22 protein-coding genes are annotated in these 25,063 nt (G+C 50.5%); 1 reads left to right on the top strand and 21 read right to left on the bottom strand.

The window, feature by feature from the left end; all coding sequences use genetic code 11:
• Window positions 1-15: 15 nt before the first annotated feature.
• From ACYU8Y_RS14870 to ACYU8Y_RS14795, 16 genes are all read right to left on the bottom strand, one after another.
• The gene (locus tag ACYU8Y_RS14870) at window positions 16-1,590 is read right to left on the bottom strand and encodes an ABC transporter permease/substrate-binding protein (RefSeq protein WP_460938525.1); all 1,575 of its coding nucleotides are present in this window, start codon (window positions 1,588-1,590) and stop codon (window positions 16-18) included.
• Window positions 1,583-2,317 carry an ABC transporter ATP-binding protein gene (locus tag ACYU8Y_RS14865; protein WP_460938523.1) on the bottom strand — a complete coding sequence of 245 codons (735 nt, stop codon included), beginning with the start codon at window positions 2,315-2,317 and terminating at the stop codon, window positions 1,583-1,585. The genes ACYU8Y_RS14870 and ACYU8Y_RS14865 overlap by 8 nt, the downstream gene beginning before the upstream one ends.
• The gene (locus ACYU8Y_RS14860; RefSeq protein ID WP_460938521.1) at window positions 2,314-2,595 is read right to left on the bottom strand and encodes a DUF427 domain-containing protein; all 282 of its coding nucleotides are present in this window, start codon (window positions 2,593-2,595) and stop codon (window positions 2,314-2,316) included. Before ACYU8Y_RS14860 ends, ACYU8Y_RS14865 begins: the two co-directional genes overlap by 4 nt.
• A gap of 143 nt (window positions 2,596-2,738) precedes the next feature.
• Complete coding sequence (locus ACYU8Y_RS14855; protein ID WP_460938519.1) at window positions 2,739-4,667, bottom strand: CocE/NonD family hydrolase; 1,929 nt, start codon at window positions 4,665-4,667, stop codon at window positions 2,739-2,741.
• 130 nt (window positions 4,668-4,797) lie between these two features.
• A complete protein-coding gene (locus tag ACYU8Y_RS14850; protein ID WP_460938517.1) occupies window positions 4,798-4,959 on the bottom strand; it encodes a hypothetical protein in 162 nt (53 codons plus the stop codon).
• 68 nt (window positions 4,960-5,027) lie between these two features.
• Window positions 5,028-5,228 carry a helix-turn-helix transcriptional regulator gene (locus tag ACYU8Y_RS14845; RefSeq protein ID WP_460938515.1) on the bottom strand — a complete coding sequence of 67 codons (201 nt, stop codon included), beginning with the start codon at window positions 5,226-5,228 and terminating at the stop codon, window positions 5,028-5,030.
• Between the two features lie 66 nt (window positions 5,229-5,294).
• On the bottom strand, window positions 5,295-5,621 hold the full coding sequence (locus tag ACYU8Y_RS14840) for an L-rhamnose mutarotase (RefSeq protein ID WP_460938513.1): 327 nt from the start codon (window positions 5,619-5,621) through the stop codon (window positions 5,295-5,297).
• 4 nt (window positions 5,622-5,625) lie between these two features.
• Window positions 5,626-7,017 carry an L-fucose:H+ symporter permease gene (gene fucP / locus ACYU8Y_RS14835; protein ID WP_460938511.1) on the bottom strand — a complete coding sequence of 464 codons (1,392 nt, stop codon included), beginning with the start codon at window positions 7,015-7,017 and terminating at the stop codon, window positions 5,626-5,628.
• A 31-nt stretch (window positions 7,018-7,048) separates the two neighbouring features.
• On the bottom strand, window positions 7,049-7,834 hold the full coding sequence (locus ACYU8Y_RS14830) for an L-fucose dehydrogenase (RefSeq protein ID WP_460938509.1): 786 nt from the start codon (window positions 7,832-7,834) through the stop codon (window positions 7,049-7,051).
• A gap of 93 nt (window positions 7,835-7,927) precedes the next feature.
• Window positions 7,928-8,908: a type I phosphomannose isomerase catalytic subunit gene (locus ACYU8Y_RS14825; protein WP_460938508.1), complete on the bottom strand. Its 981-nt coding sequence runs from the start codon at window positions 8,906-8,908 to the stop codon at window positions 7,928-7,930.
• A gap of 47 nt (window positions 8,909-8,955) precedes the next feature.
• A complete protein-coding gene (locus tag ACYU8Y_RS14820) occupies window positions 8,956-10,317 on the bottom strand; it encodes an alpha-L-fucosidase (protein ID WP_460938506.1) in 1,362 nt (453 codons plus the stop codon).
• Window positions 10,318-10,349: 32 nt separating this feature from the next.
• Entirely contained in the window at window positions 10,350-11,435 is a 1,086-nt protein-coding gene (locus ACYU8Y_RS14815) for a M20 family metallo-hydrolase (protein ID WP_460938504.1), read from the bottom strand.
• Between the two features lie 368 nt (window positions 11,436-11,803).
• The gene (locus tag ACYU8Y_RS14810; RefSeq protein ID WP_460938502.1) at window positions 11,804-12,589 is read right to left on the bottom strand and encodes a hypothetical protein; all 786 of its coding nucleotides are present in this window, start codon (window positions 12,587-12,589) and stop codon (window positions 11,804-11,806) included.
• A 91-nt stretch (window positions 12,590-12,680) separates the two neighbouring features.
• Window positions 12,681-13,343, bottom strand: coding sequence for an HAD family hydrolase (locus ACYU8Y_RS14805; protein ID WP_460938501.1), 663 nt, complete (start codon window positions 13,341-13,343; stop codon window positions 12,681-12,683).
• Window positions 13,344-13,397: 54 nt separating this feature from the next.
• Entirely contained in the window at window positions 13,398-15,815 is a 2,418-nt protein-coding gene (locus ACYU8Y_RS14800) for an endonuclease MutS2 (protein ID WP_460938499.1), read from the bottom strand.
• A gap of 210 nt (window positions 15,816-16,025) precedes the next feature.
• Window positions 16,026-16,286 carry a hypothetical protein gene (locus tag ACYU8Y_RS14795; protein WP_460938497.1) on the bottom strand — a complete coding sequence of 87 codons (261 nt, stop codon included), beginning with the start codon at window positions 16,284-16,286 and terminating at the stop codon, window positions 16,026-16,028.
• Between the two features lie 433 nt (window positions 16,287-16,719).
• Here ACYU8Y_RS14795 and ACYU8Y_RS14790 point away from each other — a divergent pair, with 433 nt between their 5' ends.
• A complete protein-coding gene (locus ACYU8Y_RS14790; protein ID WP_460938495.1) occupies window positions 16,720-18,393 on the top strand; it encodes an NFACT RNA binding domain-containing protein in 1,674 nt (557 codons plus the stop codon).
• Window positions 18,394-18,477: 84 nt separating this feature from the next.
• Here the strand turns inward: ACYU8Y_RS14790 and ACYU8Y_RS14785 are convergent, their stop codons facing one another.
• The 5 genes from ACYU8Y_RS14785 to ACYU8Y_RS14765 all read right to left on the bottom strand — a co-directional run bounded on the left by ACYU8Y_RS14785 (window position 18,478) and on the right by ACYU8Y_RS14765 (window position 25,019).
• On the bottom strand, window positions 18,478-19,692 hold the full coding sequence (locus ACYU8Y_RS14785) for a glycosyltransferase family 1 protein (RefSeq protein WP_460938493.1): 1,215 nt from the start codon (window positions 19,690-19,692) through the stop codon (window positions 18,478-18,480).
• Window positions 19,693-20,149: 457 nt separating this feature from the next.
• A complete protein-coding gene (locus tag ACYU8Y_RS14780) occupies window positions 20,150-22,171 on the bottom strand; it encodes a M1 family aminopeptidase (protein ID WP_460938491.1) in 2,022 nt (673 codons plus the stop codon).
• Window positions 22,172-22,224: 53 nt separating this feature from the next.
• On the bottom strand, window positions 22,225-22,890 hold the full coding sequence (locus tag ACYU8Y_RS14775; RefSeq protein WP_460938489.1) for a DUF4230 domain-containing protein: 666 nt from the start codon (window positions 22,888-22,890) through the stop codon (window positions 22,225-22,227).
• Window positions 22,891-23,016: 126 nt separating this feature from the next.
• Window positions 23,017-24,627, bottom strand: coding sequence for a ribonuclease Y (gene rny, locus ACYU8Y_RS14770; protein WP_460938487.1), 1,611 nt, complete (start codon window positions 24,625-24,627; stop codon window positions 23,017-23,019).
• Window positions 24,628-24,731: 104 nt separating this feature from the next.
• Window positions 24,732-25,019, bottom strand: a complete 288-nt coding sequence (locus ACYU8Y_RS14765) for a cell division protein ZapA (RefSeq protein ID WP_460938485.1) — start codon at window positions 25,017-25,019, stop codon at window positions 24,732-24,734.
• Window positions 25,020-25,063: the final 44 nt, after the last annotated feature.

The raw sequence follows: 25,063 nt of genomic DNA, 5'->3' as shown, positions 1-25,063 counted from the left end.
AAATCAAGCATCCTGTCACTTTGCCCCTAAATACCTAACCAGATCATCGATCGACTGAATACCGTCTTGTCGGGCCTGGCTCCGGCGCATCATCAGGCAGTAACTGTTGCTAAATCCCAGGGGGGTCAACCAGTCGAGTTGATACTTCTCCCGGAATTGCTGCTGGCAAAAGTGATAGACCGAATCCGACCGCATCGTCAGGCTGGCTAAAGTGGCCGCCGGGGGCTGCAACACAACCAGCAAGCCCGTACCCGTGTATTCAGGGTAGAAATCGATGGCCCCCGTCCGTAAGGCATCGAAGCAAATTTGTGTACCGCCCAGCCCCGTTTTGGTAACGACCCGCAACCGCGTCTGCCCTTCAATAAGTTGTCTGTAAATCTCGGCCAGGATATACTGCTCGGTAAACACCTTCGACCCCATGACCACCGTTTCTGTGCGGCTGTCGGCTGGATTGATCGCAAGTTGAGGGTCTTTGTATAAACCTGTTCGTTTCAAAAAGGCACGAGCCACCCGTTCCGGAGACTCCTTTCGATAGTCGACCTCATAATTTAGGCTTGTCATGACCGAATCCGTTAGCTTTCCCGCCAACAGATTCAGCGTCGGGCCAAGCTCAGGGTAGCGTTTGAGTGTCGTCTGTCGAACAACTGGAGCCGCATTATAGGGTGGAAACGCCTGTTTATTATCGGCCAGCACCAGCAGATCGAACGCTTTAATACGACCATCCGTCGAGTAGCCGCTAATGATGTCGACCTGTTCCCGCCGGATAGCCTCATACATTAAGTTCTGATCAATGAGCCGGGGCCGAATGTGCAAACCGTAGGTTTTTTGCAAGCCTGGATAGCCATCGGCACGCCCATAAAATTCATGCGCAAAGCCAGCGATCAACTTATCCTGCCGCCCTGGCAGTAGGTAAAACGCCGATAGAAACGGCACCAATACCACAAATGCCAGCGCCCCGATGCGGAGTTTTCGGGCGGATAAGTGTTGCAGACGAGCCAGCCCAAAATCGAAGCCCACGGCCAGCAAAGCCGCAGGAATAGCCCCTGCCAGCATCATGTTGACATTGCTGAGAGCGATACCACTAAAAATAAACTCCCCCAGCCCACCCGCAGCCACGTAAGCCGCCAGCGTGGCCACACCCACGTTGATGACCGTTGCGGTTCGTACACCAGCAAAAATAACGGGCAGCGCCAGGGGCAGTTCCACTTTGGTCAGGACCTGATTTGGGGTCATGCCGACACCCGTTGCGGCTTCCTTTATCAACGGGCTAACTTCGGTGATGCCAACGTATGTATTTCGGATAATCGGCAATAAGGCGTAGAGAAATAACGCCACGAGGGCCGGACCAACCCCAATGCCCAGCACGGGAATCAGGAAGCCGAGCAAAGCTACGCTCGGCACTGTTTGCAGCACGCCCGCCACGCCCAAAACGCCACTGGCCAGCCGGGGGTGGCGGGCGATAAGAATACCCAGGGGCACCCCAATCAGCAGGGCAACCAATAAGGAAACAAACGTCAGTCCAATGTGCGTCAGCGTCTGTTCCAATAATTTATCGGCATGATCCCGAACAAAAGCGAAGAAGTCAGTCATGCAACCGGTGGGGTTTGTCATCCAGAAAATCGCGAACGAAGTCAGTTGCCGGATTAGTCGACAATTCGTCGGGTGGGCCAATCTGAACAATACGTCCTTTGTCCATGAGGGCAATGCTATCGGCCAGTTCGAGTGCTTCGCTGACATCGTGCGTAACCAGCACGACGGTTGTTTCGCGCAGTTCGGTCAGGCCAAATAACTCCCGCCGAACGTGTTTTCGGGTGAACGGATCAAGCGCCCCAAACGGTTCGTCCATCAGCACGACGGGGGGATGAACGGCCAGCGCCCGTGCCAATCCAACGCGTTGGCGCTGCCCACCACTTAGTTCTGCCGGGTAGCGCGCAAGCAGGGAATCGGGTAATTGGAGCTTGCTCATAAGTTCACGAACTCGCTCCTGAATCCGGGCGGGTTCCCAGCCGAGTAGCTTTGGAACGGTCGCAATGGCATCGGCAACCGTGTAATGGGGAAACAGTCCCCCATCCTGAATCACGTAGCCAATGCGCCGGCGTAGCTCAGGCCCGGATTGCTGCTGAACATCAAGGCCATCAACTTGAATTGAACCCATAGTGGGCTCAATCAGGCGATTGATCATTTTAAGCGTCGTGGTTTTGCCGCACCCGCTCGTACCCAGCAGCACCAGCGTTTCGCCCCGGCCAACCGTGAGCGAAACATCCTGAACGGCGATCTGGGAATTAAATCGTTTTGTCAGCTTTTGGACCTCGATCATTCGATAACCTGTACGCCTTTCCAGAAGGCCACGCGATTTTTGATTTCACTGGCGGCTGGTTTGGGCTCGGGGTAGTACCAGGCAGCATCCGTATTGGTTTTGCCATCGACCGTCAGTGAATAATACGAAGCCAAACCTTTCCAGGGACAGGTTGAATGTGTTGCACTATCGGTCAGAAATTTCGCATTGACCGAGTCCTTCGGAAAGTAATGGTTATTTTCAACGACGATGGTGTCGTTACTTTCGGCAATGGTTTCGCCGTTCCAAATGGCTTTCATAATCGTGCTGTTTATTTTGAGAATAGACCCACGCAGCAGCTGACTGTCGGCGAACTGGCTGGTATGTATGATCTATACGCTACAACCATGATTTCATCGAACCTGTTATCATTCTTACGCTTGCATAGAAATCAATCACCGGCCTATTTCAGGACCTGTACCTCGATGACCGAGTTGTCATACACGCGGTGCGTTGCTTTCTGAAAATCAGCCGCGTCGGCTTTATAAATGTTGTCCACGTATTTCTGCGGGTTCCGGTCAATTAGCGGAAACCAGGTACTTTGCACCTGAATCATGATTCGATGCCCTTTCTTGAAGGTGTGAAGAACATCCTGCAACCGAAAATTCACGTCCGTTACTTCGCCCGATTTAAACGGTTCGGGCTTCTCGAAGGAGTTGCGGAACCGACCACGCATCACTTCCGAACGAACCATCTGCTGATAGTTGCCCAGGGTAATATTTTTGTTGGGCATATACGGGTGATTCGGTTCGTTGGCCGGGTACACATCAATGAGCTTCACTACCCAGTCGGCATCGGTACCCGTTGTACTCACTTTCAGTTTGGCCATTATTTCGCCACCCAGCGTCATATCGTCGGTCAGCACGTCCGTCTGAAAGGTCAGCACATCGGGACGTCGTCCGGCAAATCGCTGATCTTCAGACATGTAATTAAAAGGCGTAAACCCCTGTGTTGTCGTAATGTCTTCCGTGTAAGGAACGGGCTTCATGGGATCGCTGATGAACTCCGAGAACAGGTTATTCGTAGTGTTCATTGTCCGGTTGCTGGCCAGCGTTCCATCCGACATCAGAAAAAACTGCATCTTGGGGGTATCGGCAACCGGCCATTTGTCGAACGTTTTCCATTCGTTACGGCCGGTATTGAACAAATATGCCTCGGGCAGACCCGTTTTTCCATCGCCAGCGCCCTTCAGAAAATGGGAAAAGAACTTTGCCTCGATATTCCGTTGGTAGAACGTCGCAATGCTATCGCCAAAATAAATATTACTGTGCATCGTATGGCCCGTCTCGCGCGACCAGCGACCATGTCCGAACGGTCCCATAACCAGCGTGTTGTACGTATTGGGGCTATTCTTCTCCACTGTTTTGTAAATATTCAGCGGGCCATATAGATCCTCAGCATCGAACCAGCCACCCACCGTCATCACGGCAGGCCGAACATTTTTAAGATGGGGAATGATGCTCCGCTTCTGCCAGAACTCATCGTAGTTGGGATGATTGACGGTTTCCTGCCAGTAGAAATTATCCTTATAATATTTATCGGCATTCTTGAGCGGACCCAGGTCATACTGCCATTGGAATCCATCATTCGAGCCCGTTTTGATCATCTGGTCATTGTACCAGGGTTTCGTGGTCGGCTCTGGATGCTGCACGCCAAACACCGGAAACGTGAACAGGTAGGCCTGAATAAAGGCCCCATTATGGTGGAAATCATCGAAGAAAAAATCGGATACGGGAGCCTGTGGCGAAGCAGCTTTCAGGGCCGGGTGCGCGTTAGGCAACGACGCGGCCGTATAGAAACCCGGATAGCTGATGCCCCACTGCCCTACCCGACCGTTGTTGTTAGGCACGTTCTTCAGCAGCCATTCTATGGTATCGTAGGTATCCGAACTCTCATCGACAGCCGTGGTACTCACAGGTGCTGACGTTTTCTTTTTACCCTTTGCCGCTACCGCTGGTTGTTGATCGGTTACGGTCGGTGTCATATTTGTCCACGTTCCCTCCGACGCCCAGCGACCGCGTACATCCTGGTACACAAAAATAAACTTGTCACGCATGAGGGTTCCAGAAGGGCCAAGTTGCGCGGGATACGCGTCGGCACCATACGGAGCAACACTGTAGCAGGTGCGCTGCATCATGAACGGATATTTAACTGTTGCCGAGGCATCTTTCGGCACGTAGACCGCCGTATGCAATTTTATCCCATCGCGCATGGAAATTTTGTACTCGAATTTCTGGTAGTTATCGCGGACGAAATTGCTGGTTGGGGCTTGTTGTGCGCGTGCGGGCAGGGTCAACGCAAGGGAGAGCAAAGCGTAAAGCCAGTAGTTCATACGAATCAGGAAGTATTGATGGAGTTAGTGCCGTAAAGATAGCGATATGCGCAACACGGGTTACCAACAAAAAACGCCTGATTCGGTCAGGCGTTTTGCGTAATTTATGTTGACGGCAAAAGCCAGATACTTACAAATCGCGAGCTCTGATATGGACAGGTTTCCCGTCGCGAGCAATCACTAATTCCTCATCATTACGTTTTGCCTGCTCAACAACTTTTTGAACAGCCCGACGTATGCCAGCCAGTACTTCTTCGTTACTCGGAATCGACTTCTCCAGACTTGCTTTCATAACTCAGAATAGTTTTCCAAATATCTTTATTTAAAACAACAAGCCATGATATACAGATTTGGCATGTATCAGTCGGTTTCTTCGAGCATAAAGATATGCTCTACCGCCTTACTAAAAACCTGCGCCAGTTTGAGGGCCAGAATCGCCGACGGAACATAACGGCCCGTTTCAATCGAATTGATCGTCTGCCGACTGACACCAATGCGATCGGCTAAATCCGCCTGCGACAGGTTGTGCTCCGCCCGCTCTACTTTCAGTCGGTTTTTCATAAAGCCAGTAACGTGTGGTTATTTCGGTAGATGGGCCATCGAAACCGGATGATGAAGAAAAAGCTATTACAACTTAAAAAAACGCTCCATCAGTACCCATTTCTCGCCCGGTTTGGCGGTGGGCAGGGCTTGCTGGTAACTCCACATCAGGTTTTCCCATTTCTGCACGATCGGGCTGGCGGCATCGGCGGCCGCTTTGGCTTCGAAGGAGAAGCTGTCGTCTGTTTCCATAATCATGAACAGCCGGTTACCGGTGCGATAAAGCTGCATATCGGTAATACCTGCCTCACGGATGCTGGCCTCAATTTCGGGCCAGATCCGCAGGTGGTGACGCTCGTATTCGGCAATGGATGCCGGGTCGTCTTTGAGGTCGAGGGCGAAACAATAACGCATTGACTTAAGGAGCAATTTCGGGGGGAATAACTGGCGAATGCAGGTCGTCGGCGGCAATCTGGTACCCGCGTGTTGCGTAGTACAAAATGTAAGCGAAACAAACCAGAGGTACCAGCAGGGCATATACCGCACCTTTAGCGAACAACGCACCCGCTACGAGCGGCAGCAAGGCACCACCCACAATGCTCATAATGACCAGCGACGACGCAATTTTCGACTCTACACCCAGCCCTTTGGTTGCCAGCGCAAAAATGGTCGGGAACTGAATGGACTGAAAGAAGTACGTGAAGCTCAGGGCAATAACGGCCGTTAAGCCACCGGTTGCCATGGCCAGAATAACCATTGCCACAGCACCGGCGGCATACATGGCCAGTACGGTGTTGGGCCGAATACGAGTCATCAGCGACGTACCCACAAAGCGGCCAAGCATAAAGAGGACCAGGGCAAACGAAGCATGGAAACCCGCGATCTGCGTCGGCGACATGTCCGTTGGCGAACCCGTTACGGAATTAATAAAATTCATGTACCCTTCGGCCAGAGCCCAGTGGCCTTCCCGCGAGAAATCAAGTTTGAGATCAACGAAATAGCCCCATAACGTCGCCTGCGCGCCGACATTCACAAACTGGGCGATGATTCCCAGCGTCAGGTGCCGATGCCGGAACAAACTCGTGATGGGAATATCGCCAGCCGACTGCTCCTCTTCTTCGCCTACTTCGGGCATTTTCGTCACAAAGAACAGCACCGTCATCAGGGCGATAATTGTCCCGATAACCAAATATGGGCCCTGCACCGACAAGGCTTCCTGCACCCGAATGGCCTGCGCCTGCACAGGGGTCATCGCCTTCAGCATGTCGGGGGTGTATTCGGTTTTGGAGAAGATAAACAAGGCCCCAATAATTGGCCCCAGAATGGTGCTTATTCCATTGAACGACTGCGAAAAATTAAGCCGCCACTCGGCTTTTTTCGGATCACCAAGTACCGTTACGTAAAGGTTGGCGGCTGTTTCCAGAAAAGCAATTCCGCACGCCATAGTAAACAGGGCGAGCAAAAAGAAGCTATATACCCGCACTTCGGCCGCCGGATAAAACAGGAACGCCCCTCCTCCATAAAGCAGTAGCCCAAACAAAATACCACGCTTATACCCAAATTTCCGCATGACGTAGCCAGCAGGCAACGCCATAAAGAAGTAGCCCAGATAGAACGCGAAATCGACGATACCCGCCTGGAAACGATTGAGATCCAGTGCTATTTGAAATTGCTTGATCAGCGACCCGTTCAGGCTGTTGGCCAGTCCCCATAGAAAAAATAAACTGGTGACGAGGGCAAAAGCGATACCGTAACTTCCGGTCGAGCCGGCTTTGATCTTGGGCGACGTTGTCGAGGTAGGTAAGGGCATTCTGATGGTCAGGTTTAGGAAAGGCGGGGAATTAATCGGTAATCGAACGATCCAGATGGGTGTAGCCGCCATCGACGTGGATCAGTTGACCAGTGGTGTGGCTCGATTTGTCGGACAGTAGAAACGCAACCGCATTGGCTAGCTCCTCGGGGGTAGTCATGCGGTGTTCGAGCGGAATTTTGGCGACAATCTGCTTGAGCTTCTCGTCTGGATTAGGCAGTGTTTTGATCCAGCTGGCATAAAGTGGCGTCCAGCTTTCGGCCACCACTACACAGTTGACACGAATGCCGTAAGGAAGCAATTCGACGGCCCATTCGCGGGTCAGAGCGTTACGTCCGCCGTTGGCAGCCGCGTAAGCCGAGGTATTTCCCTGACCCGTTTCGGCTACTTTCGACCCAATGTTGACAATAGCACCTTTAGATGCTTTGAGAGCGGGCAGCGCATGGTGCGCCATCAGGTAATAATGCACTAAGTTTTTATGCAGCGACGCCATGAACCCTTCGTAAGACCCGTTTTCGAGACCTACGCCATCGTTTACACCGGCATTGTTGACCAGGCCATCAATGCGCCCGAACTGCGCCAGTGTTTGCTCTACCGCCTTCTTACAATCGTCAGGCTGGGTCAGTTCGGCAACAAACTGACACGCCTGACCGCCCGCAGCCCGAATGGCGTCGACCGTTTTCAGATTATCCGCTTCACTGCGACCAATAATAACAGGAATGGCTCCTTCGGCCGCCAGCACCGTCGAGATGCCTTCGCCAATACCTTTGGCACCACCCGTAACGACGATGATTTTATCTTTTAGATTTAGATTCATACACAAACAGTCATTGACTGTCATTAAGTAGTGAACGCATCTAAACTACTTAATGACAGTCAATGACCAGAAGGAGGGTACAATGGATTGATGTTAGGGAACGTATGTTTCCAGCACGGTCATGTCGCCATCGGGAACGAGCGTCACATTATCGACCGATGCCGGAATCAAGGCGCACTGGCCCATTTTGAGCGACACACTGTAGCCACCCGGCGCTTCGATGGTGAGGGCGCCAGCCACACAGATCAGGATCACAAACGAGTCGATATGGGTATAATCGTGCTCCACCTCCTCGTTGAAATTGAGCACGTTCGTTACGAAGTAATCGCTCGTTACTGCATTGACACTCTCGTTCAGTTTCTTTTCATACTGCGTTTTGTAGTCGTCGTAGTGGTGGTAGTTAATGGCATCGACCGCCAGTTCAGTATGTAATTCGCGTTTCTGGCCCGTGGTCGCATCGACCCGGTCGAAGTCATAAATCCGGTACGTTGTGTCTGACGTCTGCTGAATTTCGGCGAGCAACAATCCTTTGCCAATGTAATGCACACGACCAGCGGGCAGAAAAAAAACATCGCCGGGCTGGGCGGTTTCAATATTCAGAATATCCTGAATCGTGTTGTCGGCAACGGCTTTCACGTACTCTTCTTTGGTCACCTCCCGATTAAAGCCGGAGTTAAGTTTAGCACCCTCGTCGGCCTGCATGATGTACCACATCTCGGTTTTACCGAAGCCACTTTTGCGTTCTGCGGCCAGTTTATCGTCGGGGTGAACCTGAATTGAGAGGTCGTCATTGGCGTCGATAAATTTCACCAGCAATGGAAAACGATTGCCGTATTTCTCGTAAACATGGTCGCCAACCAGTTCGCCTTTGTACTGCTCCACCAATTCGTGGAGTGACTTTCCTTGTAGACCACCTTCTTTAACAACCGAGAGATTCCCGTCGACATCCGACACCTCCCAGGTTTCACCACAGTTGGGCAGGGGCGAAAAATCTTTCCCCAGAATGGTCCTGATTTTCTGGCCACCCCAGATTTTATCTTTAAAAATGGTCTCGAATGTGAGCGGATACAGCATAAGTTGATTGATAGTAAGTAGTTTAGTTTATCTGTTGATTCTGGTTATTATTCGCGGGCGGAAGCCTTGAATACGCCTACTTCGGCGAGTTGCACCGGCCCGTTGGCATTTGTGATAAACAGGCGCAGCTTGGAAGATGTTACAGCCGGGAAGCGCAGTAGGCGCTTATAGCCCACAGTGGTGAACGATTGAAGCGATTTCCAGTTACTGCCATCCCAATATTCTATCCGACCACTAGCCACCCGCTGACCATTGGCAATGTTTTCCTGAATGGCTATCCGGTCAAACGATTTATCACCACCCAAGTCAATCGTTAGAGGCTGATTCGCGGACAACGTGGTGAACGTTGTCAGTTTTTTATCCGTCAGAGCAGGCTGCTTAGCCACCATATTTACCTTAAACGTTTCGTCCAGAATGCTCCGAAATTCTTTCAGGCTGGCCATGTCCGGTTCAGAAAACAGACCATCCCGATTGGGCGGCACGTTGAGCAGCAGCAAACTATTTCGCCCAACGGATTGATAATACAGGTCGACCAGGTTTTTCCCCGACCGTACTTTCGAGTCTTCGGCCGCGTGGTAAAACCAGCCCGGACGAATGGACACGTCGGTTTCGGCGGGAACCCACTGTTTGCCCGTTGCATCGCCCCGGTTCAGGTATTTAGCATCGGCTTTACCAGGAGCCAGCCCTTCGGTATTGATCGTTGACCAGCAGGTTTCACCCGCGTTCCCGGACTCATTTCCCACCCAGCGCACATCGGGACCCGCATCGGAAAACATAACTGCGCTGGGCTGTAACTCACGAACCAATGCCCAGTAACCAGCGAAATCATAGGTCATGTCTTTGGCATTGTCGCCCTTGGCGCCATCGAACCACACTTCAGAGACGGGTCCGTAATTGGTGAGCAGTTCCCGCAGCTGACTTTTGTAGTAGTCGTTGTACGAAGCCGTTCCATACCGGGGCTCATGGCGGTCCCAGGGCGAGAGATACACCCCGAATTTCAACCCGAATTCGCGACAGGCATCCGCCACTTCTTTCACCACATCGCCCTTCCCATTCTTCCAGGGACTGTTTTTGACGGAATGGTCGGTCATTTTGGATGGCCATAAGCAAAAGCCGTCATGGTGTTTGGCGGTAATGATCGCCATTTTAAATCCGGCATCTTTCAGCGCTTTAATCCACTGCCGGGCGTCGAGCTTGGTGGGGTTGAAGATGGCGGGACTTTCCGTGCCGTCACCCCATTCCTTATCGGTGTACGTATTGACCGTAAAGTGCAGAAAGGCCGTCGTTTCCAGCGGCTGCCAGGCAAGCTGGCGGGGCGTCGGCCTAGGTATGGCCCCTGGCTGGGCATATCCCAGCAGTGAACTTAGTAAACCAATAATAAAGAGTCCTTTAGTGCCTATATGCTTCATAGCAATGGATTGACAGATAAGTAAGCCTTCCGTTATACAACTTGCTCCAGCATCTGGATATAGCCGCTTATGCCCTCTCCTATTTCACGCAGGTAGATAAACTCATCGGCCGAGTGCGACCGGCCTGATTGACCCGGCCCGCATTTGAGCGACGGGCAGTTCAGCACAGCCTGATCCGATGTGGTCGGTGATCCATACGTATGACGACCCAAGGCAATACCCGCCTGCACAATAGGGTGATCGGCTGGAATCGACGACGGTTTGAGCCGAATGGAGCGGGGCACCACCTCCGACTGAATATTGGCCCGTATCGTTTCAATTACTTCTTCGAGTGTATACTGCTCCGTTACGCGCACATCAATCGTGAAGGTGCAGGTATCAGGCACGACATTATGCTGGGTACCGGCATTGATGAGCGTGACCGACATCTTGATGGGTCCTAACGTTGGCGAGACCTTCGGGAACTGATAGGCCGTGAGCCAGTTGATATCCTGAACCGCTTTATAAATAGCGTTATCGCCTTCATTGCGGGCGGCATGTCCGCTTACGCCTTTCGCTGTACAATCAAGCACCAGCAACCCTTTTTCGGCAATGGCCAGTTGCATTTCGGTGGGTTCACCCACAATGGCAAAGCTAATATCGGGCAGTTCGGGCAACAGACGTTCAAGTCCATCGCGTCCCGAAATTTCTTCTTCAGCCGTGGCCGCCATCACGATGTTGTACGCCATATCGGGGCGGTCGTAAAAATGGGTGAACGTGGCGAGCAGCGACACCAGGCAGCCCCCGGCATCGTTACTACCAAGGCCAAATAGTTTACCGTCGCGCTCCAGCGGTTCAAAGGGGTCGAGCGTCCAGGACTTATTTGGTTTGACCGTATCGTGGTGCGAGTTGAGCAGCAGCGTGGGCTTAGCCGGATCGAAGTAGCGATTCTTCGCCCAGACGTTGTTTTTCAGGCGCTGACAGGGAATCTGGTTCTGCTGAAAAAACGCTTCGATCGCCATAGCCGTCTGTTCTTCCTCCCGACTGAATGATTGAATGGCAATCAGGCGCTTAAGCAGCGTAAGCGCTTCATCAACGAGCTTCGTTTGCGCCAGAGGTGTATCTGTAGGTTGGATCATAAAAAAAGCGTTGGCCGCTCAAAGATACAGCCAACGCAATAAAGTCGTTCCTACGCTACTATTATCTATTTGCGACAACGTAGCCATCGCCGTTACCTGAATTGACGGATTGAGGGCACAGCCCCAGAGTTAGGTGACTATTGAAGCTGTGCCTCAAAATGAGCCCGAACATGTTGAGTGAGTTTGTGCTTATATTCCCGTTTTCGTAGGGTACGGCTACGGTGGTTAGCCTTGATGGAAGTAATCGGCTTTTCGGGAAAGGGAATCGGGTAGTGGCTGGTGAGCATGGCCAGCTTATTTTTTATGGGCAAATCGAGAGCTAGATACTGAGCCAGAGCAAGCTTACAACACAAATGCTGAATCCGGGATTAGGGCTGTTTAGGTGCCGATGACTGGCCTGGATCAGGCGAAATACGGCTGGGTCGGTTAAAGCCATCCCGATACCGGTTGCGTAGTTGCTGAAGCGTGTTGATGAGGTCGTAATCTTCCGCTTTGAGCAGGTAGTCATCATCAAGATCGCAGAAATCATAAAAACGGTCGATCTCGTCGGGCTTCAGCGTCGTAGACTGTTCCACCAACAGCCGGAATCGCTCCAGCGCAAGCGCGTGCCGACGATCCTGCTGCATGATGTAATACGCTTTCCGGTCGGTTTTTGGCCGCTTGGCAAACAGTTCATACAGTAACGTCACGCCCGCCCCATCGGCCAGCCGGTCGAACGCCTGCTCACCGGTTACTTTTTTAGAGGCCGTCGGCTCATCGAGTACCTGCTGAATTTCGCGTTTCACCTCCTCATATCGCTTGCCCGTTACGGTTACTTCGGCGAGGTCGACAACACGGTAGGGCATAGGAGGAAGCGCCCGGGCAACAATGGTTGGGTTGTCGGCGCCATCGTAGAGAATGCCGGTACGGTCGTACAACTGACTGGTTAGAATCAACGAATCGCCGGGTTGAAGCGTCATAAAAAAACGCCCGGTTGCATTGGTTCGGGCTCGCTGGCGGCTGCGTTTGTTAATCACCGTGGCCCGGTCTACACCCTGCCGGGTAGCCTGATCAACGACCGTTCCAATCACATACTTGCCCTGCGCCCATGCATTACCCGACCAGCTGAGGAGGCTGCTGATAAGGCAAATAAATAGCAGGCGTTTGATGAGCATAGAGAGCGGGCTAGAGCGGTGACGTAATTTATTAACCCAGTTTAATGATACTGGATTTTACAAAAATACGGGTTGATCCAATTAAATTCTGTTAAAAAATCTTAACCAGCTTTTCCAGCCGATCGAGGCTTATTTGGCTAAAGTCAGAGACAACATCATCGACAAAAGGGTACAGTTCATCAGGCGATTGTGTCGTTGCCATACCGACGACCGAGGCCCCCGATGCTTTGGCCGCCTGAATACCCGTCATCGAATCTTCAAAGATGACACTGTCAGCCGGATCGACACCCAGCATACTCATTGCTTTCTGATAAATTTCGGGGTCAGGTTTAGGGTGGCTGACCATGCTTTCGTTCAGCAAAACGTTGAAGTAAGGACGCAGGCTAAGGGCGTCCATAACGAAGTCCAGATTCTCGACCGGGGCCGACGTAGCCACTGCCGTAAGAATATTGGCTTCTTTCAGGGATTGCAAAAAGGGAATCAACCCGACAACCGGCGTGATGTCCTTACTATACAACTCCCTGAATAGCGCTTCTTTCTCATCGGCCAACTGCTTCGACTCAGCCGCGGTGAGGATTTTTCCGGCAAAAAGATGACTCAGGATATCGTTATTGTGTTTCCCAGAAACATAGGTAACGAAATCAGCGTCGCTTAACGTTTTACCATACCGCTGGTAATATTCGCGCCAGGCAATGCGGTGATGCGGGTTCGTATCAACAATAACCCCATCCATGTCAAAAATTATCGCTTTCATAGTTTATAGTTTACCGTATTCGGTTTGTGACGGTCCGTCACAAACCGAATACCATTATTTCATTTTCACGATCGTTACACCCGCCCCACCCCGGTCGGCATGTTCGTCTTCCATCTTACCCACTTGTTTGTAGCCACGCAGATGATTGCGCACGAGCGTTCGGAGAATACCGTCGCCTTTTCCGTGGACAATGCGCAGTTCAGGATAGCCCAGCATCAGGGCATCATCAACAAATCGATCCACTTCGCCGATGGCTTCTTCGCCCCGCTTGCCCCGGATATCGAGGTTGAAGCTGAAGTTTTGCATCTTTTCGTTTATATCGATACCCTGACTTCGCGGGCGGTCGTCCCGTACTTCCGTTGCAGCCGTAAAGGTTTTCTTACTGACTTTTTCGAGTCGGTTGAGCTTTACATTTGACTTTAGATCACCAATGCGGATTTCAGCGTCCTTACCCCGGAGGGCCAACACCTGCCCAATGGCATTTTGGCCCGAAATACGCACATAGCTACCAACCGAAATGGGCCCACCGTCATTCTCGAACGTTTCTTCGGTTTGTTTGGGCGTTTCGATAACGACGGGTTCAGGCTTAAGTTCTTTCTGCTCAAACCGTTCCAGGGTTTGCCGAACCTGTTTAGTCGCTTCCCGTTCGGCTTTGTTTTCCTTGATTTCCCGAATCGTGTTCTCAATTCGCTGATTGGCTTCCTGCACCAACGCTTTCGCCTTCTGCTTCGCATCGTTGATAAGTTGCTTCTGCTCGTTATCCAGGCGATTCTTCAAGGCCGTGTATTCAGCCAGCTGCTGGGCGAGCTTCCGCTGATTGATACTGATCTCGATGTTTTTCTCCGAGAATACCCGCTTCTCAATGTCCAGTTCTTTCAGGAGTTTCTCGAAGTTCACCTGCTGGTTGCCCAGCTTTTCTTTGGCCCGGTCGATAACACCTTTGGGTAAACCAATTTTCTGCGCGATCTCGAACGCAAACGAAGAGCCCGGCCGACCGATCTCCAGTTGGTAAAGGGGCTCCAGATGCTCACCATCAAACCGCATCGCTCCGTTTATCAGGCCCGGCGTTTTGTCGGCAACCACTTTCAGGTTCGTGTAGTGCGTATTGACGACGCCGTACGCGCCTGATTTATTAAGGTCTTCCAGAATTGACTCCGCAATGGCACCACCCAGGCCAGGCTCCGTTCCTGTACCGAATTCATCAATCAGGAAAAGTGTCCGCTTATTGGCACCAATCAAAAACTGCTTCATCGCCGTTAAGTGCGACGAATAGGTACTGAGGTCATTTTCCAGCGATTGTTCGTCGCCAATATCGATGAATAGATTCTGGAAAACGCCCATCTCCGCAAAGTCAGCCATGGGCACGAGCAGACCGCATTGCATCATGTATTGGATAAGGCCAATCGTTTTCAGGGCAACGGACTTACCACCGGCATTAGGACCGGAAATAATGAGAATACGGGCCTTTTCGTCCAATCGCACACCAAGTGGCACGACCGTTTTGCCCACTTTCGAAAAGGATAAGTGGAGCAGCGGGTGGCGGGCGTTGGTCCAGTTAATGAACGGACGCTCATGCAGTTTGGGCATGATGGCATCCAGTTGAATCGCCAGTTTGGCTTTTGCGCGGATGAAATCAATCTGCGCTAAAAAATTGACCGCGCGTTTTAACTCCTCCAGATGGGGCCGAATCTGGTCAGTAAGCGCCAGCAGAATCCGGTAAATTTCCCGCCGTTCTTCATATTCCAGTTCACGAATTTCATTGTTTGCATCGAACACCTCGGCGGGTTCCAGATAGACCGTCTGGCCCGTTTGGGATTCGTCGTGAACGAAACCTTTGATTTTCCGCTTGTGTTCGGCCGCAATCGGAATGACCAGTCGCCCTCCGCGTACGGTCAATGAGAGTTCGTCCGGAATCCAGCCATTTTGCCGGGCCTGCCGCAGAATACTATCGAGCCGTTTGCGAAGATTAGCCTGTTCGCCAATAATCCGACGACGAATGCTGGCTAACTCCGGCGAGGCTGAATCACGGATGTGCCCTCTGTCGTCGATAACCCGTTCCAGCGAATCCGTTAATTTTTTATCGATGCCCACCGGTCCGGCCAGTTCCCGCAGAAAGGGAAAACTGTTCGCTTCTTCCCGCTTGGCCAGAAAGCGAAGGCAATCCTGAATGGTGCGTAAGGCTAGTTTCAGGTCAAAGAATTCGTCTTCCGTCAGGGCGATACCTTCTACGCGGGCACGCCCTAAATGGGGTCTGACGTCGATGTAATTACTGGTCGGGAAGTCCGTTTCATACTGGACAATCTGCTTAAATTCTGTTGTCTGACGAAGCAGTTTGTCTATCAGTTGTACATTATCGGTAAAGCGAATTTTTTCGACGTAATCCTGCCCCAGTGGACTGACACAGGCCTCTTTCAGTCGTTCGCGGATGGTATTGAACCCTAATTTACTTTCTAAAGTATTGGGATAAAGCATTATGTGGAAGCTGCCCCACCAGAGCAGCTTATGGGAAAGAATAGTCTATAAATAATGAATAAAGCCAGGCCGACAGGGTAGCTTCATCTCAATAACAGTAAGGAGGGAGTGTGGGTTCGCTAAATGGGTGCAGATGCACAAGAGGTGTGCTTTGATGAGTGATAAATGATTCTGTAAAAAATCATTTATCACTCACTCGTTATCATTCATCTACTTACGGCTGCCATTCCGGCTACTGCTGTGGCCGGAGTGCCCATGTCCCCCGCGTTCTTCTGCGAGTTCGGCATTGGTTTTGTTCTCCATGCTATGCTCCTCTTCTTCTCGCTGTACGCTTTTGTCCGAACCAATCATGGCTCGTTCCGCATTGGGGCGGTCCTTACCGGTATCGTGGGCTTCGTAATTGCGGGTTCGCTTATGATTTGCCTGCAAGTCTTTAGATCCCGGCTGATCTGTGGTTTTGTGATTTGCCATTGCGTATGTCTATTTGTTGAGTAGGCTAATAACTCGCAATAACACGGATTGTTTCCTATAAAAAATGCCCTTCTGACTCTATCGAAAGGGCATTTTAACTCAATTAAACCAGTTTCAGCATTCGCTTACTAGTCAACATGTTGGTCTGGAACGCGCTTATGTCATAAGCCAATTTGCGTTGTAGAAAAAATGTTCAGTTGCTGCACATTCTTATTTTTTAAGAAGATTAGGTTGGTTTTGCACTAGGCTAAAATCCGTCAACAATATACTGCTTAAATTACATTTCAAAGTGAAATTATGCTAATTATTTTATGCGTGTAATCTCAGAAGTTAACTTATCAGTAGCATTAGTCCTCTATTATAGTTCGTGTTGAGTGGGCTGACTATGTGTTTTGGCAGTGGTTAGCCGTTTACGATGTATGTTTGTTAGATTATGCATACGAATTATTACTTTCTTAGGCAGCTTGCACCCGCCATTCAATCACATTTGTTGAGTGGGGCTGAGGCTGCTTCAGACACATCGTCACCTACGACCGGGCTCCGCTTTATGGCCTGTTTTAGTCAGGATCGGGATGAAGTTGTTTTAGTGTTTGCGCAGGCGAAAGGTAAAGTCAATTATTACAGGCCCTTCTACATCAAAGCAACGCTACGGCCCGATTTCTCGGGTTTGTTTTTTCCCGATGCCATTCAGCGTGCCCGTACAAACAGCGTCGATCTGTTCGATTCAGTAATTGGTGAGCCAAGTAAGGAACGGGCCGTTGTGGCCGTACATTCCTTTGTGAATGAACGCTGTCTGGCCATCAGGCTGGAAGATGATTTTACACTGGTCTTTAAGTTTTTTGGTAATCGACCCAACTTGCTAGCCTTTCAGGGTAATCAGGTAGTTGATCTATTCAATCGGCAGCTAGCCACCGACGAGCACCTTCTGCTCGATGCGTTCGATCGGCCTATTGACCAGTCTTATGCGGCCTTTGAACAAGCGCATTTTGATCGCCGGAAACTGTTCCCAACGTTTGGTAAAGTCGTGAACAGATGGATCGATGATCGCACGAAGCGGTTGGGCGCGGAACCGGATAGTCAGGCGTTATGGGCAATTATTCAGGATGCCTTACGGCAGTTAGAACAACCCCATTACTACCTGATCCGGCTGGATCACAAGCCGACGCTAAGTCTGCTTCCGTTTGAGGCACAAGCCGATGACCCTCCTCAACGAGAATACAGTGACCCGATAGAAGCCGCCAACCGATTCTTTGTTGCCCTTAACGGATTAACGATGTTTGAACTTGAAAAAGCGAATTTGCTTCGCTTGATCGAAAAGCGTCGCAAGCGGGCTGAAGGCCAGATCGATATATCCATGCAGCGGCTGATGCAACGGGATGAAGGAGCCAGCCATGAGGAAATAGGCCACATTCTAATGGCCAATTTACATGAAATTCCCTCTACGGCTAGTGTCAAGTCTCCTGAACGGTTAACCCTATACGATTTCTACCGTGACCGCCCAATTGAGATCAAACTTAAGCCAGACTTAAGCCCCCAAAAGAATGCGGAAAACTTTTACAGAAAGGCTAAAAATGAAAAGCTGGAAGAGCAGCACCTGAATGATCAGATAACCGCTCGCGAAGCAGAACTGATTCGTATCAAGCAGCAAAGGGAAGACCTGAGCCATATACAGAATTTAAAGGAACTCCGAAAGTATATCAAGCAGCATAATATGCTGAGTGAAGGCATTTTAGCCAGCACAGGCGAAGTAGCGGCCTTGTTTAAGGAGGTAACCTATGAAGGATTTCGTATCCTGATTGGCCGAAATGCGAAAAACAATGACTTGCTTACCCAACGATATACTTACAAGGATGATCTTTGGTTACACGCTCGGGATGTTTCGGGCTCGCACGTGGTGGTAAAATACAAGGCGGGCAAAACGTTTCCGAAAAGCGTTATTGAGCGCGCTGCCGAATTAGCTGCCTGGTATTCCAAGCGTCGGACAGATAGCTTGTGTCCGGTCATTGTGACACCAAAAAAATACGTTCGTAAGCCTAAGGGCCTGGCTGAAGGCCAGGTATTGGTCGAGAAGGAGGACGTTGTACTGGTCGTGCCGAAAGGAGAATAAAAACAGGAAATCATGAATAAACAAGTGGCTGATGCTAAGGAAATACCGACGCATCAGCCACTTGTTTATTCTTCACGTGTAGATTTATTGATCGACAAAAACGCTCCGCTGAGCCGTCAGTAGCCGATTCATTTCGCTCCAGGTATGGTCCCAGGAGTTTTCATTCAAAAAGGTGTCAATAGCCGTCCAATCGCCGGACCCTCGGTTGGTGAGCGCTTGCTCAATGGCCGTTTCAAAGGCCTGTACCGAGTCAGCAATCTGAACGAATTCTTTTGAGCCATACATGCGAATGACATCGCGGATAGGCGTTGACACCACCGGTAAACCTGCCGCCAAATACTCGGGTGTTTTGGTTGGACTGATAAACTTAGTTGACTCGTTCAGGGCGAAGGGCAGCATGGCCACGTCCCAATTGCTGAAATAGGCGGGTAGCTCTTTGTACGCTTTCATGCCCAGATAATGCACGTTTGGTCCTTTGGGTAGCAAAGCCCGGTCTATTTTTACGATTGGACCCAACAAAACGAATTGCCACTCGGGGCGACGTTCTGCCAGTTCAGCAACCAGTTTGTAATCGAATCGTTCGTCGATAACGCCACTAAATCCAATTCTGGGGTTAGACAGACTGCGTTGGTCGGCGGGGTCGGGTTGAGGTTTTCGGGCTGACGCGAAATGGGCAAAATCGATGCTACTCGGAAAGGCGAACACGTGCGGATGCCGGTTGCGTTTCGCTTCGTACAAGCTATATCCGCCGGTAAACATGATCCCTGCCTGCTGTATAAGTTGTTTTTCTTTTTCGAGCAGTTGGGCTGGCGCACCCCAAAAGGCCGACAGTTCGTCCATGCAGTCGTACACTGTAAGGGCTGGCTTCAGATGGTCGCTGAATAGCAACGCCATGGGGGTATAGTACCACGCAATAAACGAATTGATGTGCTCACGGGCAATAAATTCATCCAGTAGTTGACGCTGAAGTTGAATAGCTTCGTCGGGCTTGGTACCGTGCGGCAGGTGCGGAACAAGCACAGTCAGTCGATCGGTCTGCTGACTGATGCTCATGTGCAGCGTATCTGCCCAAAGGGGTTCTTCAATAAACCAGACTCTATAGTTTTTGGCTGCTCGGTTAAGTAAGTGCTGTGGGCGTTGGTAAACAAAGTTCCAGCGTAAATGTGAGAAGCAAATTAAGTCAGAAACGTCAGTCGCAGTGGCATCGAAGGGTGATTTATTTGTATAAGTAGGAAGGGTGGATGAAAGTGAGAGGGCGTCATTTTCGCCTGCAATATGCGTTGAATTCGGTACTTTCATAAATATAGGAGGGGATTATATAAGTATATCCAGTTCATGGATTGACCAGACTACTTGTTATGCTTAAATAACACAAACTTTGCGGAAATGTTAGTCTCCTACTTATTTAATTGAGGTAGTGGGCCCATGCCTGTCAAGCAGATCATATCGGCCAAAATAGTGGCTTGACTGACTCAATTATCCTCTGTTTACTGATTAATTCTATTCAGAAATAAGGTGTAATTTTAATATCAAACTAAAATACTTAGACGATACCAACGATGCCCATTTGTCAATGTCAAGATCTATTTTTGTTTCTTAAATATTACTTTGGTTTGTTGACATCTTTGACGAAAAGCGCGTAACGGCTTTCGGCCCGATCATGAAAAATCTACCCGGTCCGGCCGTCCCGAAGGCGAGTCTGAGGATCATTACCTCAGGTTAACCCCAGCACGAATGGTTCTTTTTGGCAAAGCTGCTATCGGACCAGAACGACCTGACTTTGCAGCCCAGCCGGTGTTTCGATAGTTAGGGTATAGCGCCCCGAAGCCAAGCCACGCAGGCTGATTGTTCGCGTGTACTGACCAGGTCTAAGGGCTGACTCGGCTAGGGTTTGAATGCGCTGGCCCAGTGAATTTACGAGCGAGATATTGGCGGCTCCAGCGGTTAGTAGCGTAAAGTCGACTAATACCGTTTCCGTTGTCGGGTTCGGGTAAATACGAAAGCTGTTTGGGGCTGGCTCATCAATGGCGGTTACAATAACTGGAGAGGTTGTTACCGATGTGGGTAAGGTAACGGATTCGACGGTTTTGAGAATCCAGTTATTGGGATCGACAATGAGGCCTGAAATAGGCCCCTTGACGGGCAACGTAAACGTTTGATCGGCACGGTCGTTAAGCACCGTAACGGTTGTATCGCCAGCCACCGACTGCACCCTCATCTGAACCGGCATGGTGAAAGAGGTAGGACTGCTGGCCGTTGTGTTTCGTTGCTCTAGCCGTACCGTTACCGTGTTGGCCGTACTTCCCAACGTTACCGTCGCTCTGTAGGTTGGATAGCCTTCGCCGTAAATCCATTCGTTGAAAAAATAGGCCAGGGAGCGATTAGACACCTGCTGCACTACCGCCTGAAAGTCTTCCGTTACGGCTGTATTGTAGGCCAATGTTGGTGCAGCCGTGTAGGCACGAAGGGTCTGAAAAAATAGATCATCGCCCAAAATACCCCGAAGCATGTGCAAAACGGCCGCGCCTTTGGCATAGGTACGGGCACTGTTAAAAATATTGCTAACGTTACTAATATCCCGAACGTAAAGTGAACCGCGGGCCGTACGGGCACTCAACATGAAGTTATTCATCGTTGATAAATAACCCGTCTGCCCACTAACGGACTCAGCATACACGGCTTCACCGTAAGAAGCAAATCCTTCGTTAAGCCAGATATGCTGCCAGTCACGGCAGGTAATCTTGTCGCCAAACCACTGGTGGGTTAATTCATGCGCAATGACACTGGGCGTCAGCGATCGGATTCCCATGGATGAGATCGTCTGGTGCTCCATGCCACCGTTATCTCGGGCAAACTGAGCATGTCCGTACTTCTCCCGTAAAAACGGATAAGGTCCGAACCGATCGGTGAATAGCTGAATCATGCTGGGAGTCAGATCGAGACTCGACCTGACCTGAGCCAGGTTTTCCGGATAAATGTAATGGGTAACCGGCATCGTCTGATTGCCGGACGTATACGGCGTATCGTATTGCGTGTAGTTCGATACCGCTATTGAAATCAGATACTGCGCAATTGGGTAGCTGTTATGCCATAAATACGTGCGAGTACCATCCGTGTTGGTCGTTGTGCTGATCAGCTTTCCGTTAGAAACGGAGACCAACTGAGCTGGAGCTGTAATGCGGACAGAGGAGGAATCTGCTTTATCGGCCGGGGTATCCCGGCAGGGAAACCAGTCCGATGCCCCATAAGGCTCGCTCAAACTCCAAATGACCGGATCAGCCGTCGTTTCGTGTTTGTCGAACAGGAAGCTCCCATTGGCGGTACCATTTGGTATTCCCCGGTAAAAGACGGTCAGCGTCAGAGCCTGTCCATTTGCCAGGGGTTGCGGGGGCGTAATGGTTAACTTGTCTTGGGCGTGCTGAAAAGTCAGCGCCTGATTCCCCGCTTTTACGGAATCGACCCGTAATCCCAGGCCCGTCGTTGTGGTATCAGAATTCAGATCCAGAAAGAAACTGGATAATCCGGCGACGGTACTTTTCAGCGTAACGGTGGTGGCTCCGATGAGCCTGGCGGGTGTGGTGGTCAGGCGAAGATCAAGGCCGTAATACGTAACGTCGATGGTCGCATCGCCAGGGTAAGCTAATCGTGCCTTGGGATTAGCCGATAGCTGCCCAAAATAACGCACTTTACCCATCTGACAGAACTGCCCGCCATCAACGATAGCCTGAGCGTTGGTAAGTAATGGGAATAGAAACAGAAGCAGGTAGCTAATTCGCATATCCGATGAGTTTTCTTAACAAACTAAACCACACACACTAAGTTAGCGAATGGTTAGTTTTCGTCGGAGCGACCAGCATTCAACCGTTTAGCCGCCTGCGTTTTGTCTTCTGCCTGAGCTTTGAGAGCCTCTAATTTCTGCTGCTCAGCCTCGGGAAGCTGGAGTTGCCAACCCATAGAACTGGCCAACTGGTACATCATGTATTGAATCTGATTGTTGGCAATTTTGGGCAGGTCGCTTTGCATAGCCCGCTCGTTCATGGCTTGTTTGGCTTCATCCAGAATCTGGGTGTAGTCGCCCCCGCTGAAGTGATTCAGGATGCCCGCCTGAATATCGTAGAAGGTGTAGTCGGTATCAATGGACAGGACTTCGGGGTCGGGAAACGATTCGATGATCAACTTTTTGTCGCCGTTGTCCAAAGTCCTGAACCGAACTTTAGCGAAGTCGAAGCCTACCAGCACTTTGGCTTTGGCAATGACCATCGCCTTCTTCGGGTCATTCAACACGTATAAGATTTTTTTCTGGTCCTGATAATTGTAAATCTCCGAAAAGTACCCTTCGGCCATTACTACCTTAAATACTTTCTCAATACGCTCCAGCAACAGGACAGAATCTCGGCGGACATTAGCTATCCCCGTCCGTTTACGCATTGTATTCGCCAGGGCCGCTCCCCCACCCGCGCCGACGAGTAAGAGTAAAAAGGTAGTCAGGAAATCCATGTCAGTTCATGTTAACAGAAACGCAAAGTAGGCAGACCAGGTGAATTAAAACAGATTTTTACCAGTTGTCCATCCGTTTTACCTCACCCGATCTGCCTAATCGGCCTTCTTTACGCTGAATGTTAGTTATTTAGCGTAAGCTACTGCTCTCATTTCCCGAATAACCGTCACTTTTATCTGGCCGGGGTACTGCATTTCTTTCTCTATTTTTTGAGAAATCTCATACGACAGAATCCCCGCCCGTTCATCCGAAACGTGGTCGGCGTCGACCATGATGCGCAATTCGCGGCCCGCCTGAATAGCGTAACATTTAGTCACGCCGGGGAAGTTGCCCGCCAGTTCTTCCAACTCTTTAAGCCGTTTTATATACGACTCCATCATTTCGCGACGGGCACCCGGCCGGGAACCAGAAACGGCGTCGCACACCTGAACGATGGGCGAGATCATACTCGTCATCTCGATTTCGTCGTGGTGCGCCCCAATGGCGTTGATGACTTCTGGATTCTCTTTGTATTTTTTGGCCAGTTCCATTCCCAGAATAGCGTGGGGAAGTTCGGCTTCTTCGGGCCAGACTTTACCAATATCGTGAAGTAACCCAGCCCGTTTGGCCAGCTTGGCGTTCAACCCTAACTCAGCCGCCATGGTCGCGCAAAGTTTGGCCACCTCGCGTGAGTGCTGAAGGAGGTTCTGGCCATAACTGGAGCGGAAACGCATCCGGCCAACCATTTTGATCAACTCAGGGTGGAGGCCATGAATACCCAGATCGATAACCGTACGTTCGCCAATTTCGACGATTTCGTCTTCAATATTTTTGCGGGTTTTAGCTACAATCTCTTCGATGCGGGCCGGGTGAATACGACCATCCTGCACCAGCCGGTGCAGCGACAGGCGGGCAATTTCCCGACGAACCGGATCGAAACCCGAAATAATAATAGCTTCGGGTGTATCGTCAACAATAATTTCGACACCCGTAGCCGCTTCGAGCGCCCGGATATTACGACCTTCCCGACCAATTACTTTGCCTTTAACGTCATCGGATTCGATGTTGAAAACTGATACGCAGTTCTCGATGGCGTGTTCAGTAGCCGTCCGCTGAATGGTTTCAATAACTACTTTTTTGGCTTCTTTGGTAGCGGTCAGTTTGGCTTCTTCAACGATATTTTTGATGTACGAAGAAGCACGTGTTTCGGCTTCAGCCTTGAGGTTTTCTACGAGTTGCTCACGCGCCTGATCGGCTGAAAGACCCGCAATTTTTTCGAGTTGGGCTACCTGATCGGCCAGCATCCGATCCGCTTCTTGTTGTCGTCTATCGACATCTTCCCGACGCTTGTTGAGGGCGTCGATCTGCTGCGACAGGTTATTTTTTTGCTGGCCCAGTTCATTACGCTGCTGATTCAGCTCGTTTTCTCGGTTCCGTTGCTGATCGGCCTGCTGAGCCAGTTGCTGTTCGCGCTGCTTAAGTTTGGATTCGTTCTGAAGGAGTATAGTTCGTTTCTGATTCGTCGTTTCTTCAAATTCGGTTTTCAGTTTCAAATACTTCTCTTTCGCTTCTAAAATCCGATCTTTCTTAATCGTTTCAGCCTGTAATTCAGCGTTTTTCAAAATCGCGGCTGCTTTCTCCTCGGCTTCTTTCTCGTGCTTTGCGCGAACGCCCGCCATGGTCTGACGGCCAATTAATATGCCAATACCCCCCCCTGCAAGGGCGGCAAGAATCGTTAACCAAACTGGAATGTCCATCGGACTATATCGTTAGGGTTGAAAAAATAAACCATCAACCTGCTGCAATACGAGTGCTCTGAACGTCAACTCTGAGTAGTTTAAGGGTGGAAGCCCGCCGTTTTTTATGTCGAAATGACCGGCGTGACGACCTGATCTAATTGAGTTATTTTGTCAAACACCATTTGTTGTAATCGTTGCATCTGTCGTTCTCCTCTAAGCTTGGTAACTAAGCAGTCGAAGGCTATCATTGCCAAGGCTTCCTGTGTATCAGACAAGCCTTTTTCCCGATATTGTTTCAGTTCGTCCTGAATCAATTTGGCGGCTTCGCGCACAATAGCCTCTGAGTCCGGCTCCACAGCTAGTTTGTAGAATCGGTCGGCAATTTTCACGCGAATTGGCAATTCTTCCATCGCTGCAGTCGGCTCAGATTGGGCTAGGCCCCGGAGCCAATTTG

The organism is Spirosoma humi (assembly GCF_054776575.1).
This window is presented reverse-complemented; position numbering and strand designations above follow the sequence as displayed.

What these genes read in the sequence shown, in the direction of transcription:
- ACYU8Y_RS14775 (WP_460938489.1), bottom strand. Translation starts at nt 22,890, where the DNA reads ATGGATTTCCTGACTACCTTTTTACTCTTACTCGTCGGCGCGGGTGGG.
- ACYU8Y_RS14785 (WP_460938493.1), bottom strand. Translation starts at nt 19,692, where the DNA reads ATGAAAGTACCGAATTCAACGCATATTGCAGGCGAAAATGACGCCCTC.
- ACYU8Y_RS14860 (WP_460938521.1), bottom strand. Translation starts at nt 2,595, where the DNA reads ATGAAAGCCATTTGGAACGGCGAAACCATTGCCGAAAGTAACGACACC.
- ACYU8Y_RS14840 (WP_460938513.1), bottom strand. Translation starts at nt 5,621, where the DNA reads ATGCGTTATTGTTTCGCCCTCGACCTCAAAGACGACCCGGCATCCATT.
- ACYU8Y_RS14780 (WP_460938491.1), bottom strand. Translation starts at nt 22,171, where the DNA reads ATGCGAATTAGCTACCTGCTTCTGTTTCTATTCCCATTACTTACCAAC.
- ACYU8Y_RS14850 (WP_460938517.1), bottom strand. Translation starts at nt 4,959, where the DNA reads ATGAAAGCAAGTCTGGAGAAGTCGATTCCGAGTAACGAAGAAGTACTG.
- ACYU8Y_RS14790 (WP_460938495.1), top strand. Translation starts at nt 16,720, where the DNA reads ATGCATACGAATTATTACTTTCTTAGGCAGCTTGCACCCGCCATTCAA.
- ACYU8Y_RS14795 (WP_460938497.1), bottom strand. Translation starts at nt 16,286, where the DNA reads ATGGCAAATCACAAAACCACAGATCAGCCGGGATCTAAAGACTTGCAG.
- ACYU8Y_RS14865 (WP_460938523.1), bottom strand. Translation starts at nt 2,317, where the DNA reads ATGATCGAGGTCCAAAAGCTGACAAAACGATTTAATTCCCAGATCGCC.
- ACYU8Y_RS14810 (WP_460938502.1), bottom strand. Translation starts at nt 12,589, where the DNA reads ATGCTCATCAAACGCCTGCTATTTATTTGCCTTATCAGCAGCCTCCTC.
- rny (WP_460938487.1), bottom strand. Translation starts at nt 24,627, where the DNA reads ATGGACATTCCAGTTTGGTTAACGATTCTTGCCGCCCTTGCAGGGGGG.
- ACYU8Y_RS14805 (WP_460938501.1), bottom strand. Translation starts at nt 13,343, where the DNA reads ATGAAAGCGATAATTTTTGACATGGATGGGGTTATTGTTGATACGAAC.
- ACYU8Y_RS14830 (WP_460938509.1), bottom strand. Translation starts at nt 7,834, where the DNA reads ATGAATCTAAATCTAAAAGATAAAATCATCGTCGTTACGGGTGGTGCC.
- ACYU8Y_RS14855 (WP_460938519.1), bottom strand. Translation starts at nt 4,667, where the DNA reads ATGAACTACTGGCTTTACGCTTTGCTCTCCCTTGCGTTGACCCTGCCC.
- ACYU8Y_RS14825 (WP_460938508.1), bottom strand. Translation starts at nt 8,908, where the DNA reads ATGCTGTATCCGCTCACATTCGAGACCATTTTTAAAGATAAAATCTGG.
- ACYU8Y_RS14815 (WP_460938504.1), bottom strand. Translation starts at nt 11,435, where the DNA reads ATGATCCAACCTACAGATACACCTCTGGCGCAAACGAAGCTCGTTGAT.
- ACYU8Y_RS14870 (WP_460938525.1), bottom strand. Translation starts at nt 1,590, where the DNA reads ATGACTGACTTCTTCGCTTTTGTTCGGGATCATGCCGATAAATTATTG.
- ACYU8Y_RS14820 (WP_460938506.1), bottom strand. Translation starts at nt 10,317, where the DNA reads ATGAAGCATATAGGCACTAAAGGACTCTTTATTATTGGTTTACTAAGT.
- ACYU8Y_RS14845 (WP_460938515.1), bottom strand. Translation starts at nt 5,228, where the DNA reads ATGAAAAACCGACTGAAAGTAGAGCGGGCGGAGCACAACCTGTCGCAG.
- ACYU8Y_RS14765 (WP_460938485.1), bottom strand. Translation starts at nt 25,019, where the DNA reads ATGGAAGAATTGCCAATTCGCGTGAAAATTGCCGACCGATTCTACAAA.
- ACYU8Y_RS14800 (WP_460938499.1), bottom strand. Translation starts at nt 15,815, where the DNA reads ATGCTTTATCCCAATACTTTAGAAAGTAAATTAGGGTTCAATACCATC.
- fucP (WP_460938511.1), bottom strand. Translation starts at nt 7,017, where the DNA reads ATGCCCTTACCTACCTCGACAACGTCGCCCAAGATCAAAGCCGGCTCG.